The 15592-nt window shown below is 74.5% G+C and carries 16 protein-coding genes; 13 read left to right on the top strand and 3 right to left on the bottom strand.

Annotated features, from left to right (window positions below):
• Nucleotides 1–112 precede the first annotated feature (112 nt).
• Complete coding sequence (locus tag Q0848_RS16110) at nt 113–568, top strand: MarR family winged helix-turn-helix transcriptional regulator (protein ID WP_299039354.1); 456 nt, start codon at nt 113–115, stop codon at nt 566–568.
• Nucleotides 569–659: 91 nt separating this feature from the next.
• On the opposite strand, the gene Q0848_RS16105 is transcribed toward Q0848_RS16110, so the two are convergent.
• Nucleotides 660–1151 carry a DUF4188 domain-containing protein gene (locus tag Q0848_RS16105; RefSeq protein WP_299039352.1) on the bottom strand — a complete coding sequence of 164 codons (492 nt, stop codon included), beginning with the start codon at nt 1149–1151 and terminating at the stop codon, nt 660–662.
• 149 nt (nt 1152–1300) lie between these two features.
• Between Q0848_RS16105 and Q0848_RS16100 the strand changes: the two genes are divergently transcribed.
• From Q0848_RS16100 to Q0848_RS16055, 10 genes are all read left to right on the top strand, one after another.
• Nucleotides 1301–1906: a TetR/AcrR family transcriptional regulator gene (locus Q0848_RS16100; RefSeq protein WP_299039350.1), complete on the top strand. Its 606-nt coding sequence runs from the start codon at nt 1301–1303 to the stop codon at nt 1904–1906.
• A gap of 83 nt (nt 1907–1989) precedes the next feature.
• Nucleotides 1990–2637 carry a 4a-hydroxytetrahydrobiopterin dehydratase gene (locus Q0848_RS16095; protein ID WP_299039348.1) on the top strand — a complete coding sequence of 216 codons (648 nt, stop codon included), beginning with the start codon at nt 1990–1992 and terminating at the stop codon, nt 2635–2637.
• A gap of 74 nt (nt 2638–2711) precedes the next feature.
• Nucleotides 2712–3923 (top strand): NAD(P)/FAD-dependent oxidoreductase, encoded by a 1212-nt coding sequence (locus tag Q0848_RS16090; RefSeq protein WP_299039347.1) that lies wholly within the window; start codon nt 2712–2714, stop codon nt 3921–3923.
• A 260-nt stretch (nt 3924–4183) separates the two neighbouring features.
• Nucleotides 4184–4891 carry a GntR family transcriptional regulator gene (locus tag Q0848_RS16085; protein ID WP_299039345.1) on the top strand — a complete coding sequence of 236 codons (708 nt, stop codon included), beginning with the start codon at nt 4184–4186 and terminating at the stop codon, nt 4889–4891.
• 20 nt (nt 4892–4911) lie between these two features.
• On the top strand, nt 4912–6648 hold the full coding sequence (locus Q0848_RS16080; protein ID WP_299039343.1) for a GH39 family glycosyl hydrolase: 1737 nt from the start codon (nt 4912–4914) through the stop codon (nt 6646–6648).
• A complete protein-coding gene (locus Q0848_RS16075; protein WP_299039341.1) occupies nt 6645–7493 on the top strand; it encodes an aldo/keto reductase in 849 nt (282 codons plus the stop codon). The genes Q0848_RS16080 and Q0848_RS16075 overlap by 4 nt, the downstream gene beginning before the upstream one ends.
• A 25-nt stretch (nt 7494–7518) precedes the next feature.
• Complete coding sequence (locus tag Q0848_RS16070) at nt 7519–8496, top strand: carbohydrate ABC transporter permease (RefSeq protein ID WP_299039339.1); 978 nt, start codon at nt 7519–7521, stop codon at nt 8494–8496.
• Nucleotides 8493–9380 (top strand): carbohydrate ABC transporter permease, encoded by an 888-nt coding sequence (locus Q0848_RS16065; protein ID WP_299039337.1) that lies wholly within the window; start codon nt 8493–8495, stop codon nt 9378–9380. The genes Q0848_RS16070 and Q0848_RS16065 overlap by 4 nt, the downstream gene beginning before the upstream one ends.
• Nucleotides 9381–9450: 70 nt before the next feature.
• Nucleotides 9451–10899, top strand: a complete 1449-nt coding sequence (locus Q0848_RS16060) for an ABC transporter substrate-binding protein (RefSeq protein WP_299039335.1) — start codon at nt 9451–9453, stop codon at nt 10897–10899.
• A complete protein-coding gene (locus Q0848_RS16055) occupies nt 10896–11678 on the top strand; it encodes an SDR family NAD(P)-dependent oxidoreductase (protein WP_299039333.1) in 783 nt (260 codons plus the stop codon). Before Q0848_RS16060 ends, Q0848_RS16055 begins: the two co-directional genes overlap by 4 nt.
• A gap of 88 nt (nt 11679–11766) precedes the next feature.
• Here the strand turns inward: Q0848_RS16055 and Q0848_RS16050 are convergent, their stop codons facing one another.
• Nucleotides 11767–12867 (bottom strand): NAD(P)-binding domain-containing protein, encoded by a 1101-nt coding sequence (locus tag Q0848_RS16050; protein ID WP_366146648.1) that lies wholly within the window; start codon nt 12865–12867, stop codon nt 11767–11769.
• Nucleotides 12868–12967: 100 nt separating this feature from the next.
• Nucleotides 12968–13795: a helix-turn-helix domain-containing protein gene (locus Q0848_RS16045; protein WP_299039329.1), complete on the bottom strand. Its 828-nt coding sequence runs from the start codon at nt 13793–13795 to the stop codon at nt 12968–12970.
• A 109-nt stretch (nt 13796–13904) separates the two neighbouring features.
• Between Q0848_RS16045 and Q0848_RS16040 the strand changes: the two genes are divergently transcribed.
• Together Q0848_RS16040 and Q0848_RS16035 are read left to right on the top strand one after the other, a co-directional pair.
• Nucleotides 13905–14603 carry an SDR family NAD(P)-dependent oxidoreductase gene (locus tag Q0848_RS16040; protein WP_299039328.1) on the top strand — a complete coding sequence of 233 codons (699 nt, stop codon included), beginning with the start codon at nt 13905–13907 and terminating at the stop codon, nt 14601–14603.
• A gap of 169 nt (nt 14604–14772) precedes the next feature.
• Nucleotides 14773–15534, top strand: coding sequence for a carbonic anhydrase family protein (locus tag Q0848_RS16035; RefSeq protein WP_299039326.1), 762 nt, complete (start codon nt 14773–14775; stop codon nt 15532–15534).
• Nucleotides 15535–15592: the final 58 nt, after the last annotated feature.

The following is a 15592-nucleotide window of genomic DNA, read 5'->3' as shown; positions in this document are numbered from 1 at the left end:
GGTCCTCTCGCTCGACCGGCCGGCTCGCTGGCCGACCCCTCTGACGGCCCGACCATATCGCGTACGACTCAGTCGCGCACGATGCGATCGGGTGGACTCCTACACTCGACGGGTGAGCGCCGCCGAGTCCGACCTGCCCGTCGACCAGCGGCTGTGCCTCGCGCTCTACCAGGCGTCGCACGCCATGGACGCCACCTACCGCGTGCTGCTGGGGGACTCGGGGCTGACCTACCCGCAGTACACGGTCCTGTCCGTGCTCCGCCAGGACGGCGCGGCGCCGGTGACCGTGGTCGCCCGGCGGCTCGGGCTCTCCTCCAACACCGTCTCGCCGCTGCTCAAGCGCATGGAGGGGCGGGGCTGGATCACCCGGCGGCGGTCCGGTGAGGACGAGAGGGCGGTCATCGTCGACCTCACGGCGGAGGGGCGTCGTCTCGGCGACGAGGTCGGCGACGTCCCGCGACGCGTCACGGACGCCGCCGGCCTGAGCGACGCGCAGCAGACGGACCTCGTCGGCACGCTGCACCAGCTCGCCGCCGCGCTGCGGGCGGGGCCGGCGCAGGAGGCCTGAGCAGGCGCGGCGAGAGCGACGAACCGCGGGTCAGCCGACGCGGACGACCTGCGCTTCGTCGCTCTCGAGCAGCTCGAGCCAGGGCGAGGCGTCAGGCGCTGCCGCGCATCCGGTCGGCGGCGCGGTCGCCCCGCAGCGGCACCGGGACCGAGCGGGTCGCGGCGGCGAGGCCGTGCTCCGGCATGGCGACGTAGACCGACTCCGCGGTGCCGGGCCCCACGAGGTAGCTCTCGTGGAAGATGCCGGCCGCCGTCGACCCGCGCCGGGCCGCCCGGTTGAAGGCGCGCCAGGCGGGCAGGTGCTCGGCGTCGGAGGCGGCGGCGTAGGCCTGCAGCTGCTCCCAGGTGCGCCAGTACTGCAGCACCATGAAGGTGCGCCCCGACCAGTAGGTGCGGGCGTGCAGGAGCCCGCGCTCGGGCTGCCGGCCGAGCTCGCGGAGCATCCGCGGCATCGCGCCGAAGACCGGCATCCAGGCTCGGACGTCGCGGAGCCGGTTGATGCGCATGCCGATGACGAAGACGACGAGGTCCTGGCCCTCGAGGTCGGCGGTGCGTCGTCCCGGCTGGACCGTGGTGCTGGCCATCTCGGCTCCCCTCCGTGCCCGGGTCACGCCCGGCGCCTCATGTGGACGGCGTGAACATAGCCGTAGCATGTGGACGCCGTCCACACCCGCGTTCCAGGGCTCCGCCGGCAGGGGCCGCACGTCCGGGGCGGCCTCGAGGAGGAGGGTCCGTGGCGCGCGCGAGCTACCACCACGGCGACCTGCGCAACGCGCTCGTCGCGGCGGCGACGGCGGCGGTCCGCTCCGGCGGTCCCGGTGCGCTCGCCGTGCGCGAGGTGGCGCGCGAGGTGGGCGTGAGCCCGAACGCCGCCTACCGGCACTTCGCCGGGCACGCCGACCTGCTCGCCACGGTCGCCGAGCACGCCCGGGGAGCCATGGGCGCGGCGATGGCCGAGGGGCTGTCCTCCGTCGCGGCGCAGGACGACCCGCTGGCCCTGGCGAGGGCGCGGCTGCGCGCGGTGGGGCGCGCCTACGTCGAGTACGCGGTCGCCGAGCCCGGGCTGTTCCGCGTCGCCTTCGGCGAGACGCCGGAGGGTCCGCCCGGCTGCGTCGGAGGCCCGGACCCGTGGGCGATGCTGCAGGAGCGCCTCGACGAGATGGACGCCGCGGGCGGCCTGGGTCGACGCGGACGTGACGGCGCCGACACCGTCGCCTGGGCGGGCGTGCACGGCCTCGCCGAGCTGCTGGTCGGGCCGCTCGCCGGTCTCGACGAGCGGGCGCGGGGGGCGGCCGTCGACCGCCTGCTCGCCGCCGTCGCCGCGGGGCTGGCGGCCTGAGGTGGCGGTGGGGCCGAGCTCCCGCCGACGACCGCACGTGCAGCAGGGGTGACCGCGGGCGCCGACCCGGGCATGCTCGCGCGATGACCCGCCTCACCGTCCAGGACGTGGCCGACGCCGGGCTCGACGACTGGCGCCTGCTGGCCTCGGGGCTGCACGCGCGCTTCGCCACCGGTGGGATGCCGGCCGGCCTGGCGCTGGTGAGCGGCGTCGTCGCGGCCGCCGAGGAGCTCGACCACCACCCCGACGTCGACCTGCGCCCCGGCTACGTCGACCTCGCGCTCGTGAGCCACGACGTCGGCCGCGTGACCCGCCGCGACCTGCGGCTGGCGCGGCGCGTCAGCGACCTCGCGGCGGAGCAGGGCCTGCTCGCCCGCCCCGAGCTGCTGGCCCAGCTCGAGGTGGCGCTGGACACCGCCGACCTCGCCGCCGTCGGCCCGGTCTGGGCGGCTCTGATGACCGGCGACGCGGGCGCGCTGGACGGGAACGACGTCGCCGACCGCCGAGGTCGGCTGCCGCTGCTGTGGTTCCAGGGCACCGAGGCGCACGCGACGCCCCGCCAGCGGTTCCACCTCGACGTCTGGGTGCCGCACGACGTCGCGCAGGAGCGACTCGACGCGGCGGTGGCGGCGGGCGCGCGGGTCGTCGACGAGAGCCACCGGCCCTCCTTCGTCGTCGTCGAGGACCCCGAGGGCAACCGGGCCTGCGTGTGCACGGCCCTCGACCGGTGAGCCCCGGCCGCTGACCCCGACCGCTGACACCCGGCCGGGTGGCGGTCCCCGGCCCGCGCGGCGATGGTCGAGAGGTGCCCCTCTCCCCGCAGGACGTCCTGACCGACCACGCCGAGGTCCTCGTCATCGGGGGCGGGAACGCGGGGATCTCCCTCGCCGCCAGGCTGATCCGCGACGGCGCCCGTGACGTCGCCCTCGTGGAGCCCTCGCCCGTGCACCGCTACCGGCCGCTGATGAACTACGTCGGCGGGGGCGAGGCGACCATGCGCGAGCTCGAGCGGCCCATGCGCCGCGTCATCCCCGAGGGGTGCCGCTGGGTGCAGGACGCCGTCGAGGCCGTCGACCCGGTCGCCTCCACCGTCACCACCCGGCGCGGTCGCCGCTTCTCCTACGGGACCCTCGTCGTCTGCCCCGGCATGCACGAGGACTGGGACGCGACCCCGGGGCTGCAGGACGCCTACACCGCCGGCTGGGCGTCCTCGACGTACGTGCCCAGCGCGGCGCCGCTGGTGTGGCAGGCGCTGAGCGGCGTGCGCGAGGGGACCGTCCTGTTCACGGTGCCCCCGGAGCCGGCGCCCTGCGCGGCCACCGCCCTCAAGCCCCTGCTGATGGCGTGCGACTCCTGGCGCCGCAGCGGGGTCCTCGACGACCTCGACGTCGTCCTCGCCATCCCCGGGGAGCACGTCCTCGGCGTGCCGAAGGCCGACGCCCGGCTCGAGCGGGTCATCGCGTCCTACGGGGTGCGCGTGCTGCGCGAGGCCCGCGTCGCCCGCGTCGACCCCGTCCTGCGCGCGGTCGACCTCACGACGCCGGCGGGCACGGTGCGCCTGGACGACCTGGCGCACGCCCACGTCGTCCCGCACTACCGCGCGCCGGAGTGGGTGACCGCCAGCGGGCTCGGCACGGGGGAGCGCGGCGGGCAGGTCGACATCGACCCCGAGACGCTGCGCTCGCGCCGGCACGACGACGTCTGGTCGATCGGGGACGTCGCCGCCCTGCAGACGAGCTCCTCCGGCGGGGGGCTGCGCAAGCAGGTCGACGTCCTCGCGCGCAACATCATCGCTGCGCGCAAGGGCAGGAAGCTGCGCCGGTACGACGGCTTCACGGTGATGCCGGTCACCACCAGCCACCGCCGGCTCGTGCTCGTCGAGGCCGACCGCTCCGGGCCGCGGCCGCGCCACCTGCCGCTCGTGAGCCGTTTCAAGCCCCGGCGCACGACCTGGCTGCTCGACCGCTACGTCCTCCCGGTCGTCTACTACCGCCTCCTCCTGCGCGGGAAGGTCTGACCCCGGGCCAAGGGCTCGCCCAGCGGCAGATGGCCGCCCCTCGTCGTGCGAGAGCAGGACGAGGGGCGGCCGTCTGCCGTTGCGCCGTCCTCGACCAGGAGCGCGACCCTGCGGGAGCCGCGTCACGCCCGTCGTCGACGGGAGATCGCTGCCTCGCGCCCTTCTCCGTCCTGCATCCTTGACGGATCGATCGTGCACGATCTAGCGTCCTGATCACTCGACGGCGAGGAGGTGACGCGGTGCAGGGAGCATCTGGCCCCATGGATGCGAACAAGGCACCGCGCGTGTCGATCGCCAGCCGGCAGGTCCTCGCGGACCACATCTACGACGCCGTGCTGGACCTGCTCATCGACGGGGAGCTGGGTGCGGGGGACGTCATCGGCATCGACGCCCTGGCCCGTGAGTTCCAGGTCTCCTCCACCCCGGTGCGGGAGGCGCTGGCCCGGCTGGAGTCGACCGGGCTCGTGCGGCGGACGGCGCTCAAGGGGTACCGGGTCGCCCCCATGACGACGCCGGACGAGCTCGACCACCTCATGCAGGCGCGGCTGCTCCTCGAGCCGTCCCTGGCCGAGCTCGCCGCCACGCGGCTCGACGACCAGATCACGGCTCGCCTGGAGGGGGCGGTCCACGACCTGGCCACGGCACCGCTCGGCCCGTCCTTCCACGACTTCCGCGCCTACTGGCAGGCGGACGAGCGCTTCCACCGCATCGTCGCCGAGGCGACGGGCAACGAGTTCCTCGTCGCGGCCTACACGGCCATCGGCGGGCAGATCCAGCGCTTCCGCCTCTTCGGCGGGATGCGCGGCGTCACGGACGCGGACCACTGCGTGGCGGAGCACACCCGGGTCCTCGAGGGCCTCCGCTCCCGCGACCCCGCCCGCGCCCGGGCGGCGATGGCGGCGCACCTGACCGACGCCCGCGACCGGGCGCTGGCCTCCTACACCACCCACCCACCGTCCAGCACCTGAGCGAGAGGCGATGACGCCCCATGACGACGGCGACGCACAACCCCGGCCTGAGCACCGACACGAACCACTTCCCCCGCTCCGCCCCCTCCGACCCGAGCGCGCCGCACGTGCGCTCCGCCGCCGTCGAGGTGGACGCCGCCGCGGACCGCGGCGAGATGCGACCGATCTGGGCGTCCATCGGCTACGACGAGATCAACTGGACGTACACGCCCACCGGCAAGCGGCTGCTGCGCAGCTTCGCCGAGCTGGTGCCCGGGCAGACGCAGGCGTTCCACGTGCGCCCCCACTACGTCTTCTGCTCCGGGACGGGGTTCGGCCTGCCGCACTGGGGGAACGGGAACGTCTACCACCGCGCCGAGGACGGCTCGGCCGTCTACGACTTCTCCGTCGCCGACCAGGTCTACGACGCCATCGTCGGCGCGGGCCACCACGTGCTCGTCGAGCTGGCCTTCACCCCGCGCGACATGCTCCCGCCCGAGGCGGACGAGCTGCAGGTGGTGCCGAGCCCGACGGTCTACAGCAGCTACGAGGCGGGCGCCTGGGCCTACCCCCCGCGGGACTTCGGCGAGTGGGGCGAGCTCGTCGCCGCCCACGCGCGCCACTGCGTCGAGCGCTACGGCGCCGACGAGGTGCGCACCTGGCTGTGGGAGCTGTGGAACGAGCCCGACATCTTCTACTGGAAGGGCACCGTCGAGCAGTTCTGCGAGCTGTACGACGTGACGGCGGCAGCCGTGCGCAGCGTCCTCCCGGACGCGCAGGTCGGCGGCCCGGCGGTGACGGGCGGCGGCGTCGACTTCCTGCGCACCTTCCTCGAGCACACCTCGACCCGATCGACGCCCCTGGACTTCGTCTCGTTCCACACCAAGGGCAGCGCCTTCACGCCCTGGCGGGTCTACGGGCCGACCGGCGGCCCGGCCCCGGAGCTGCAGAGCCCGTCGTCGCACAAGATGCTCTTCGAGGTCCGGCGGATGCTGCGGGTCGTCGGCGAGTTCGACGCCTACCGCGACCTGCCGGCGATCGTCGACGAGTGCGACGCGGGGGTGCCCGCGCACTACAGCGCCTACGACAACGCCAACTTCGCCTTCCAGAACACCGAGTACTACCCCGTCTTCCAGGTCAAGCTCTTCAAGAAGCTGCTGGACCTCGACGACACGGAGGCCGTCAAGGTCACCCAGGCGACCTCGTGGAGCTTCTACTTCGAGGGGGAGCGCTACTTCGAGGGCACGCGGGCCTTCCTCACCGCGGGCGGCGTCGAGAAGCCCCTGCTCAACGCCTACCGCCTGATGGCGCGGCTGGGGGACCGGCGGGTCGCGGCCACCAGCGACGCCGCCAGCCCCTCGGAGCTGCTCGACGCGGGCGACGGGCGCTCGATGCCCGAGGAGGTCGACGCCCTCGCCTCCTCCGACGGCGCCGACCCCCGCCGCGTGTCCGTCCTCGTCTGGCGCCACACGGACGACCAGCACCAGCGCGACGACCGGGCGACGCCCGTCGACGTCGTGGTCCGCGGTCTGCCCGAGGGGACCTGGACCGTCAGCCACCACCGCGTCGACGCCGACCACAGCAACGCCCACACCGCCTGGCGCGCGCTGGGGAGCCCGCAGGACCCGTCGCCGGAGGAGCTCGCGCAGATCACGGCGCGCCAGGGGCTCGAGGAGCTCGAGCCGCCCCGCGACGTGGAGGTCCAGCAGGGCAGCGCCTCGCTGCACGTCGAGCTGCCGCTCCCGTCGGTCTCCCTCCTCGTGCTGGAGCGGGTGTGAGCGCCGCGCCCGCCTCACCGGTCGTCCTGACGACCGGCGGCGTCGCCGTCCCGCAGCTCGGCCTCGGCGTCTTCAAGATCGCGCCGGACCAGGTGCAGCGCGTGGTCGAGGAGGCGCTCGAGGTGGGCTACCGGCACATCGACACGGCCGCTGCCTACGTCAACGAGGTCGGCGTGGGGGCGGCGCTGCGGGCCAGCGGGCTGCCCCGCGACGAGGTCTTCGTCACGAGCAAGCTGCGCAACGGCGACCAGGGGCGCGGGTCCACGCGCCGGGCGCACGCCGACACGCTGGAGCGGCTGGGGCTCGAGCGCCTCGACCTCTACCTCGTCCACTGGCCCAACCCCTCGGCCGGCCTCTACGTCGAGACCTGGGCCGAGCTCGCGGAGATGGAGGACGAGGGCGCCGTCCGCGCCGTCGGGGTCTCCAACTTCATGCCCGAGCACCTGGCGGACCTCGCCGCGGCCGGCCTGCCCGCGCCGGCGGTCAACCAGGTGGAGCTGCACCCGACCTTCCAGCAGGAGGCCGTCGTCGGGGCGACCCGGGCGCTCGGCACCGTGGTGCAGGCCTACTCACCGCTGGGGCAGGGCGTCGACCTCGACCTCGCCCCCGTCACCGACGCGGCGCGGGCGCACGACGCCACGCCGGCGCAGGTGGTCCTCGCCTGGCACCGGCAGCGAGGGCACGTCGCGATCCCCAAGACCTCGAGCCGGCACCGCCTGGAGGAGAACCTCGCCTCCCTGCGGCTCGAGCTGACACCGGCCGAGGTCGACGCGGTGACGCGCCTGGACTCCGGCCACCGCATCGGCGGGGACCCCGCCACCTTCGACCTCAGCCAGATCCGCTGAGAGAAACCGCCAGGGGAGGCTCTCGATGACGAGCAGCACCGCTCCAGCGCCGACGCTCGACGCCCCACCACCAGGTCCCACCCCGCCGGAGAACCCCCGCCGGCGGGCGCCCCGCAGCCAGACGGCGTGGATCTGGGTCTTCCTCCTGCCGACCGTCGTGCTCTACGGCATGTACACGCTGTGGCCGATCGCCGCGAGCTACTGGTACTCGCTCGAGGAGTGGAACGGCTTCACGTCCGAGGGGCGCTTCGTCGGCCTCTCGAACTACCGCGCGGTGATCGCGGACCCGGGCTTCTGGTCCTCTCTGCGCATCACCCTCGTCTTCATGCTGGTCGTGGCGCCGGCGCGGGTGCTGCTCAGCCTCGTGCTGGCGATCGTCCTGAACTCCCCGCGGCTGCCGCTGCGCGGCCTGTTCCGGACCGTCTACTTCCTCCCGGTGGTGACCACGACGGCGATCGTCGGCGTGGTCATGCAGTTCATCTTCGACCCGGGCGCGGGGCCGGTGAACTCGGCCCTGCGGTTCTTCGGCGTCTCCGAGGGGATCGACTTCCTCGGCTCCTCGGACACCGCGCTCTACACGGCGGCGGGCATCTACACCTGGAAGTTCTTCGGCATCACGATGATCTACTGGCTCGCGGCGCTGCAGACCATCCCCGAGGAGGTCAGCGAGGCCGCCAAGATCGACGGGGCGAACGCCCTCCAGAACCTGCGGCACATCACGCTCCCCATGCTGTTCCCCTTCCTGCTCATCATCTCCGTGCTCACCGTCGAGGACTGCTTCCGGGCGTTCGACCTGATGCAGACGATGACGGGCGGCGGCCCGTTCTTCAGCACCGAGGTCATCGAGATCTACATCTACCGGTACGCCTTCGCCGCGACGGTGCCGCAGCTGGGATTCGCCTCGGCGGCCGCCGTGCTCTTCGGCCTCGTGGTCCTCGTGGTCGCCGCGCTGCAGGCCTGGGGGCTCGTCGTCGGGCGGCGCAAGCGGGCGGCGCTGCGATGAGCGCCCCGGCACGTCCGGCGAGGAGCGTCAGCCCGGCGCGGCGGCGGGCGCAGCGGGTGGTGGCGCGCGCGCCGTGGTGGCTCGCCGTCCTCGCCCTGGCCGTGGGGGGCCTGCTGTGGGTCTACCCCTTCATCTGGATGGTCTCGGCGTCGCTGAAGAGCTCGGTGGAGATCTTCGGGGCGGGGCTGTCGCTCGTCCCCGAGACGCCCGTGTGGGAGAACTACTCGCGGGCGTGGGGAGACGCCGGGTTCGGCGTGTACATGCTCAACACCGTCGTGGTGACGGTCGCGACCGTCGTCATCGTCGTCGTCCGGTGCGCGCTGTGCGGGTACGTCCTCGGGCGCTACCGCTTCCGCGGGTCGCGGCTCGTGATGGGGGTCCTGGTCGCCACGCTCTTCGTCCCGACCGGGTACACGATCATCCCCATCGTCAAGCTCTCCCTGGAGCTCGGTCTGCTGAACTCCCTGGCGGGCATGACCCTCGCGCTCAGCGGCAGCGCCAACGTGGCCTCGATCCTCATCTACGCGGGCTACTTCCGGCAGCTGCCCAAGGAGCTGGAGGAGGCCGCCGTCGTGGACGGCGCGGGATTCCTCCGGGTCTTCTTCAAGATCATGCTGCCGCTCTCGATGCCGGTGACGGCGACCGTGGCGCTACTGACGTTCCTGTTCACCTGGAACGCCTTCTTCCTGCCCCTGGTCTTCTCCTTCAGCCGCCCCGAGCTGAGGACCCTGTCGGTCGGCATGCAGGCCTTCGTGGGCGAGAACGCCACCGACTGGTCGGGCATGGCGGCCGCGGGCGTCATCTCGATCGTGCCCATCGTCGCGCTCTTCCTCTTCCTGCAGCGCTACTTCGTCGACGGCATCGCCGGCGCCGTGAAGTCCTGACCCGCCGCCGAGGGCTCCGCAGCCCTCGGACGGCCCCACCACCGCACTGACGACTCGACGAGGAGATGTCATGACCACAGTGGACCGACGGTCCTTCCTGCTCGGCACAGGAGCGGCGCTCGGAGCCGCCCTGCTCACGTCCTGCAGCTCCAGCGGCTCAGGGGGCCCGGGCGGGCCCTCCGGGGGCGCCGGGCAGCTGCGCTGGCAGGACCACTTCAGCGCCCTCCAGGACTTCCACGCCGACTGGGCGCAGCAGCAGTCCCAGGCGCTCGGCGTCCCCGTGTCCTACACCTACAACGACGTCAGCCGCTCCACCGAGGCGCTGCAGCTCGCGAAGCAGAGCGACCAGCTGCCCGACGTCTACTCCAACGTGCTGGGCCTGCCGCTGGCCGCCCTGGTCGCCGGGGGGTGGCTGCACGAGCTGCCGCTGAGCGAGGAGGCGCTCGCCCGGCTGCCCGAGGGGTCCTTCACCGAGGGCATCACCTCGCTGGACGGCGTCATCTACGGGCTGCCCCTGTTCACGTGGCAGCAGTACGCCGCCGCGTCGTGGTTCAACGTCGACATGGTGACGGCGGCCGACCTCGACCCGGACGACCCGCCGCGCACGTACGACCAGTTCCGGGACGCGCTCGAGCGCGTCGGTCGGAACCAGGACGGGGGGTCGCCGATGATCCTGGCGCTGGGCGGGGTCGACCGGATGGGCGAGCAGATCAACGACTACGCCCAGGCCGCCGGCTTCCCGGGCTTCGAGGGGCTCGAGTACCGCACGGGCGAGTACCGGTTCGAGGACGACACGTACGTCAACGCGATCGAGTTCTGGAAGGAGCTGAACGACTCGGGCCTGATCCTCCCGGGCAGCGGCGGTCTCACCGTCGCCGACGCCCGCAGCCGGTGGGGCGCCGGCGCCGCGGCCTACTTCCCCGACGGGCCGTGGTGCGCGGGCGGGGTGCGCAACGTGGCGGCCGGCTTCGAGGAGAAGATCGGGGTCGGGCCCATCCTCGTCCCCGAGGGCGGGGGGCAGGTCACGACCTACCGCGGCGCCCCGGCGGCGCAGTTCTTCGTCGCCGCGACCACGGCCGACGCGGAGGCAGCCGTCGCGATCATCGAGTCGATGACGACCCCCGAGTACCAGCAGGGGCTCGCGTCGGGGATGGACCAGCCGCCCCTCGACTTGTCCGTCGTCCAGGACGCCGACGTCGTGCCCCCCTACGCGACGCTGGCGGGCTGGTTCGCCGAGACCGTCAAGCGGATGCCCCAGGCCGTCGTGGCCAACCCGGAGATCGCCCGCGTGGACGCGGCGACGACACCGGTCAGCCCGGACCTCGGGGACATCGTCCAGGGGTACCTCGGCGGCGACATCACCGACCTGCGGGGCGCGCTGGTGAAGCTCAGCGGCGACTACCGCGCCGTGCGGGAGCAGGCGCTGGAGTCCGCGACGGCGGAGGGCGCCGAGGTCTCCCTCGACGACTACGCCTTCCCGGACTGGACCCCGGGCACCGACTACACCTACGCGACATGAGCGCCCCGTCCAGGGCCTCGCGCCGCACGGCCGTGGTGACCGGCGTCGCGGCGCCGCGCGGCGTCGGACGCGTCGTGGCGCGCCGGCTCGCCGACGACGGGTGGGACCTGCTCCTGCTCGACCACGACGGCGACGGGGCGCAGGCGTGCGCGGACGCGCTGGCCGACCCCGTCGCCGAGGACGGGCGGCGGGTGCTCGCCGCCGCGGTCGACATCACCTCCCCGGACGCCCTGGCGGCCGCCCTCGCCCGCGCGGACGAGGAGCTGGCACCGGTGGCGGGGCTGGTCAACCTCGCCGGCATCGCCTCGCCCACACCGCTGCTCGAGGTCGGCCTGGCCGAGTGGGACCGGGTGATGGCCGTCAACGCCACCGGGTCCTTCCTCCTGCTCCAGCAGGTCGCGCCGCGGATGGTCGCCCGGGGCGGCGGGCGGGTGGTCATGGTGTCCTCCATCACCGCTCTCGACGGGGGCGGGACGTTCTCGAAGACGGCCTACGCCGCGGCCAAGGCGGCGGTGCTCGGCCTGGTGCGCGGTGCGGCGCGCGAGCTCGGGCCGATGGGCATCACGGTCAACGCGCTGCTGCCCGGACCGCTCGACACGGACATCATGGGCGGGCCGCTGAGCGAGGACCGCAAGAGCGCCATGGCGTCCGGCATCCCCGTCGGCAGGGTGGGGCAGCCCGTCGACGTCGCCGAGGTGACCGCCTTCCTCCTGTCGGACGGCGCCGGCTTCGTCAACGGCGTCTCGCTCAACGTCGACGGCGGCAAGCACATGCACTGACGCGGCAGGTCGGGCCGAGCTGATCCACGAGGTGGCAGCCTCTCGTCGTGCCAGAGCGCGACGAGGGGCTGCCACCCTGCGTGACGGCTCAGGCGGACGCCGTGCGTCGCCGCCGCAGGTCCGCCGCGATCGTCGCGACGGCCTCCCGCCCGGCCCGGTTGGCCCCGACGGTCGACTGCGACGGGCCGTACCCGACGAGGTGCACGCGCGGCTCGCGGAGCACCTGCGTCCCGCGGACCTCGACGCCGCCGAGCTCGCTGCGCAGGTGCAGCGGCGCCAGGTGCGCCAGGGCGGGGCGGAAGCCTGTGGCCCACAGGACGACGTCGACGGTGGTGAGACTCCCGTCCGCCTCGCGGACGCCGGTGGGCTCCAGCGCGGTGAACATCGGACGCCGGTCGAGGGCGCCGCGCTCGCGCGCCGCCACGGCGTAGGGCGACCAGCCGAGGCCGGTGTAGGAGACGACGCTGCGCGGCGCCCGGCCCGCCTCGGCGTCCGCGGTGACCTGCGCGACGACCTCGCGCCCGCTGGTCTCCGGCTCGAAGGGCTCGTCCCGGAAGTCGGGCTCGCGCCGGGTGTACCAGGCGGTCCAGGCGACGCGGGAGACCTCCTCGAGCAGCTGCACCGCCGAGATGCCGCCGCCCACGACTGCGACGCGGCGCCCGCGCAGCTCTTCGGCGGTGACGTACTCGCTGGTGTGCAGCTGCCGCCCGCGGAAGGTCTCGGCCCCCGGGTGGGCGGGGATCAGCGGGTTGGTCCACGTGCCGGTGGCGTTGACCACGAAGCCGGCTCGCCAGGTCCCGGCGTCGGTCTCCACGAGCAGGTCGCCGTCCGGGTCGTCGTCGGCGCGCTCGACGCGCAGGACCCGCACCGGCCGCAGCACCGGGAGCGCGCGGTCGCGCTCGTAGGCGGCGAAGTACCGCGGCACCGCCGTGCGGCTGGGCTCGTCGGGGTCCACGGGCGGGAGCGGGGCGCCGGGGAGGTCGAAGATGCCGTTGACCGTCGCCATCCGCAGCGACTCCCAGCGGTGCTGCCACGCACCGCCGGGAGCGCGGTCGGCGTCGAGGACGACGTAGGTCCGCGCGCCGGGGCCCGCTGGTCCGCCGTCGTCGCCCAGCGCGCTGGCGAAGCCGCGGCGCTGCAGGTGGGACGCCGCGGACAGACCGGCCTGGCCGCCGCCGATGACGACCACCGTCGCCGAGCGGCCGCTGCCCGCCGTGGCCTCGGGGGCGGGCTGCTCGGCCGCGACGGCGTCCTCGGGAGGCACCGGGGGAGCGTAGGCAGGCCCGCGCTCACGCGAGCGCGGCGGCGTCCTGCTCCGCGAGGCCCCGCAGCTGGGCCATGGCCTCCGCGTCCGGGGTCCCGGGGGCAGCGGTCCAGACGACGACGCGCAGGTCGGTGCCGCGGGCCTCGAGGACGTCGCAGTCGACGGTGACCCGTCCCACGCGGGCGTGGGTGAAGGTCTTGCGCGAGGAGGCGTGGATGCCCGCCGGGCGCTCGTCCCAGAGCGCGGCGAAGCGCTCGGACCGCGCCCGCAGCTGCGCGACGACCTCGCGCACCGCCTCGTCGTCGGGATGGCGGACGGCCTGGCGGTGCAGCTCGCCGACGAGGTCGCGCTCGAAGGCCTCGTCGTCCTCGGGCGCGCGGTCCACCAGCGGCGGTCCGAGGAACTGGCGGCACGCGGCGTTCTCGCCGACCGGGTCGTCGCCCAGGAAGACGGCGGACAGGGCGTTGCCGGCCACGATCGTCCAGGCGGCGTCGACGACGATCAGGGGGGTGTCGGCGAAGCGCTCGACCAGGCGCTGCAGCGCCGGGGTGACCTCGCGGCTCGCGCGCCGTGCCGTCGGCGCGGCCAGGCCGGTGAGGCGGTGCAGGTGCTCGGTCTCGTCGCCCGTGAGGTCGAGCGCCCGGGCGAGGGCGGTGACGACGGAGGCCGACGGCGACTGCGCGCGGCCCTGCTCCAGGCGCACCAGGTAGTTGACCGAGATCCCCGCCCGCGCCGCGACCTCCTCGCGCCGCAGCCCGCGGGTGCGCCGCGACGCGCCCGGCGCCACCCCGGCCAGCGCCGGGTCGGCCCGCTGGCGCCAGGCGCGCAGGCAGGCGGCGAGGTCGTCGGGCACGCCGGTGATGCTGCCACCCGCGCAGCCGGACCCCGCGCGGGTGGGACCGGCGGTGGTACCCCCGACCGACCCGTTGTGCGCCCGTCCCGCAGGGCGCAGCGTGGGCGCCATGACATCCATCCTCATCACCGGAGCCAACAAGGGACTGGGCCGCGAGAGCGCGCGCCAGCTGCGCGAGCTCGGCCACGACGTGTGGGTCGGCGCCCGCGACCCCCAGCGGGGGCGGGAGGCCGCCGACGCGCTCGGCGCGCGCTTCGTCCAGCTCGACGTCACGGACGACGCGAGCGTCGCCGCGGCCGCCGAGCAGGTCGCCGTCGCGACCGGCGGGTCGCTGGACGTGCTCGTCAACAACGCCGGCGTCTCGGGGGCCAGCAAGCCCGTGTCCGAGATCACCGCGGCCGACGTCGAGGAGGTCTACGCGGTGAACGTCCTCGGTCCCGTCCGCGTCTTCCACGCCTTCCTGCCGCTGCTGCAGCGCTCGGCGTCGGGCGTGGTGGTCAACGTCTCCAGCGGGCTGGGCTCCCACGCGGTGACCTCCGAGCCCGGCCGGGTCGAGAGCTCCTTCCAGGCACCCGCCTACACCTCGTCCAAGGCGGCGGTGAACATGCTCACCAGCCAGTGGGCCGCCGCGCTGCCGGAGCTGCGGATCAACGTCGTCGACCCCGGCTACACGGCCACCGAGTTCAACGGGAACAGCGGCCCCCAGACCGTGGAGGAGGGGGCCGAGGTCATCGTCCGGATGGCGACGATCGGCGCCGACGGCCCCACGGGCACGTACTCCGACCGCCACGGTCCGCTGGGCTGGTGACCTGACGGCGGTCGTGCGAGGACGAGCCAGCCGTCCCCGCACGACCGCGGCCCGGCCCGGGGTCGCCTACCGCCGGGCGGAACCGGCATAACGGTGCATACGTTGTCATCGAGGTGGTCGCCGCCGGTCGCCACGCCCCCACCCCACGACCCGAGGAGCCGCGTCGACGATGGACCCGTCTCGCCGCTCCGTCCTGTCCGTCCCCCTCGTCCTGGCGGCGGGGGCGGCGACCGCCGCGCCCGCCGTCGCCGCCGACCCGCCGCAGCAGAGCCCGGTCGACCTCCGCCGCACCGACGTGAGCCGACGGCGGGCGCTGCCGCCGCTCGAGGTGCACTACGACCGGGACGCCGTCGTCAGCCTCGCCTACATCAGCCAGGACGCCGGCGAGCCCGGCGGGTGCGCGACGCGCGGCGTGGAGGAGACCCAGCAGGCGGGCGTGCAGCCCGGCGCGGGGCACGTCGTCGTGGACGGCACGCGCTACGACCTGCTGCAGACCCACTTCCACACGCCGTCGGAGCACACGGTCGACGGTCGCCACACCCCTCTGGAGCAGCACCTCGTGCACGCCAGCGAGGACGGGCGGCTGCTCGTGGTCGCCGTGCTCCTGGTCGAGGGGGAGCAGGGAGAGGCGGACCGGCTGCTCGCGGTGCTGCCCGACGAGTGCGCGGACCCGGTGCCGGTCGAGCACGTCGACCTGAGGGCCATGATGCCCCGGCGGATCGCCGCCGTGCGGTACGCGGGGTCGCTGACGACGGCGCCGTACACCGAGGGCGTCCAGTGGTTCGTGGTCGGCTCGCAGACGGTCTCGGCCGCGGGGATCGCGAGCTTCCGAGCGCTGTTCCCGGACGGCGACGCGCGAGAGGTGCAGCCGCTCAGCGGTCGCCGGATCCTCGCCGACCCCGCGGCCACCGCGTGGCTGCGTCGCCTGTAGCTCGGTCAGCGACTGCCGCGGCGTGCGACGGGCTCGCCGAGACGGCGCCCCCGGCGTG

The organism is uncultured Pseudokineococcus sp., from assembly GCF_947495735.1.
GTDB lineage: Bacteria > Actinomycetota > Actinomycetes > Actinomycetales > Quadrisphaeraceae > Pseudokineococcus.
This window is presented reverse-complemented; position numbering and strand designations above follow the sequence as displayed.

What these genes read in the sequence shown, in the direction of transcription:
- Q0848_RS16105 (WP_299039352.1), bottom strand. Translation starts at nt 1,151, where the DNA reads ATGGCCAGCACCACGGTCCAGCCGGGACGACGCACCGCCGACCTCGAG.
- Q0848_RS16095 (WP_299039348.1), top strand. Translation starts at nt 1,990, where the DNA reads ATGACCCGCCTCACCGTCCAGGACGTGGCCGACGCCGGGCTCGACGAC.
- Q0848_RS16085 (WP_299039345.1), top strand. Translation starts at nt 4,184, where the DNA reads ATGGATGCGAACAAGGCACCGCGCGTGTCGATCGCCAGCCGGCAGGTC.
- Q0848_RS16080 (WP_299039343.1), top strand. Translation starts at nt 4,912, where the DNA reads ATGACGACGGCGACGCACAACCCCGGCCTGAGCACCGACACGAACCAC.
- Q0848_RS16070 (WP_299039339.1), top strand. Translation starts at nt 7,519, where the DNA reads ATGACGAGCAGCACCGCTCCAGCGCCGACGCTCGACGCCCCACCACCA.
- Q0848_RS16065 (WP_299039337.1), top strand. Translation starts at nt 8,493, where the DNA reads ATGAGCGCCCCGGCACGTCCGGCGAGGAGCGTCAGCCCGGCGCGGCGG.
- Q0848_RS16060 (WP_299039335.1), top strand. Translation starts at nt 9,451, where the DNA reads ATGACCACAGTGGACCGACGGTCCTTCCTGCTCGGCACAGGAGCGGCG.
- Q0848_RS16055 (WP_299039333.1), top strand. Translation starts at nt 10,896, where the DNA reads ATGAGCGCCCCGTCCAGGGCCTCGCGCCGCACGGCCGTGGTGACCGGC.
- Q0848_RS16040 (WP_299039328.1), top strand. Translation starts at nt 13,905, where the DNA reads ATGACATCCATCCTCATCACCGGAGCCAACAAGGGACTGGGCCGCGAG.
- Q0848_RS16035 (WP_299039326.1), top strand. Translation starts at nt 14,773, where the DNA reads ATGGACCCGTCTCGCCGCTCCGTCCTGTCCGTCCCCCTCGTCCTGGCG.